Genomic DNA, 1,118 nt, shown 5'->3' with positions numbered 1-1,118 from the left:
TCACCGCAGGCAATGGAACTCGGGGTCGGAGTCCTGCACCACGTCGCCCAGGCTCTGGTCGGTGCCAATCCAGGTCTCCCGGATGTCGCGCTACACCGGCTTCTTCGGTGCGGATGTCAAGTTCGGCATCTCGCCTGCCGCGCTACGAGTGGAACGCAGGGTGCTCGACGAACGCTTTCTCAGCGCCAACGAGACGATCCGAACGCTTGCGGTGGAATACCTGTCCGGCAAGTACGTCGACCCGAGCGCCACGATGACGTCACGCGTGCGCTCGGCCGTTGCCGAACGCCTCGGATCGTCGGAGCCCGTGATCGGGAGCGTCGCGCGTCTGCTGGCTATGAATCCGCGTACCTTGCAACGCCGGCTGGTTGCCGAGGGCACGTCGTACGCCGCGGTACTCGACAGCGTCCGCCGCGACGCTGCTTACCGCTACATCACCACCACCGACATGCCGTTCACCCAGGTCGCCGCGCTGGTCGGGTTCTCCGAGCAATCGGCGCTGACGCGCGCGGTACGCCGGTGGTTCGGCGTTGGTCCGCGGGTACTTCGAAGCCGGCCACCTGTCGCGCAGGGTTAAAAGTTTGTCGCGTTGGGTCAAGTACCTTGCGGTGATTGCGGGCACTCTCGAGGTATCCAGCCCAACGAGGAGCTTTGCATCGTGAACCAGAAAATCGCCGAATCGACGACCCTCACCGCCATCGGCGCGCGCCCGATCCCCGAGTACCGCGGCGTACGACGTGCCCTCGGCAACCAGCCGGCGTTGCAAGGTACGCGGATTCATAGCCAGCAGACGCGCGACGCTCCCGATCACGGGCTCCGACGATCCGAGGCGTTCGGCAACGGCCGAGCGCACGCGTGACGTCATCGTGGCGCTCGGGTCGACGTACTTGCCGGACAGGTATTCCACCGCAAGCGTTCGGATCGTCTCGTTGGCGCTGAGAAAGCGTTCGTCGAGCACCCTGCGTTCCACTCGTAGCGCGGCAGGCGAGATGCCGAACTTGACATCCGCACCGAAGAAGCCGGTGTAGCGCGACATCCGGGAGACCTGGATTGGCACCGACCAGAGCCTGGGCGACGTGGTGCAGGACTCCGACCCCGAGTTCCATTGCCTGCGGTGA

The 1,118-nt window shown here is 65.3% G+C and carries 2 protein-coding genes; both read left to right on the top strand.

Features of this window, described 5'->3' with window-relative positions; translation table 11 throughout:
- Nucleotides 1–577 (top strand): helix-turn-helix transcriptional regulator (locus tag A5663_RS11455; RefSeq protein WP_231976757.1); only part of this gene is annotated, 577 nt, incomplete at its 5' end.
- Between the two features lie 81 nt (nucleotides 578–658).
- Entirely contained in the window at nucleotides 659–859 is a 201-nt protein-coding gene (locus tag A5663_RS11450; RefSeq protein ID WP_068148330.1) for a hypothetical protein, read from the top strand.
- The last annotated feature ends 259 nt before the right edge of the window (nucleotides 860–1,118 follow it).

This window comes from Mycobacterium sp. E740 (assembly GCF_001672895.1).
Lineage (GTDB): Bacteria > Actinomycetota > Actinomycetes > Mycobacteriales > Mycobacteriaceae > Mycobacterium.
The sequence above is the reverse complement of the archived record's forward strand: the minus strand, read 5'-3'. Positions and strand labels throughout refer to the sequence as shown.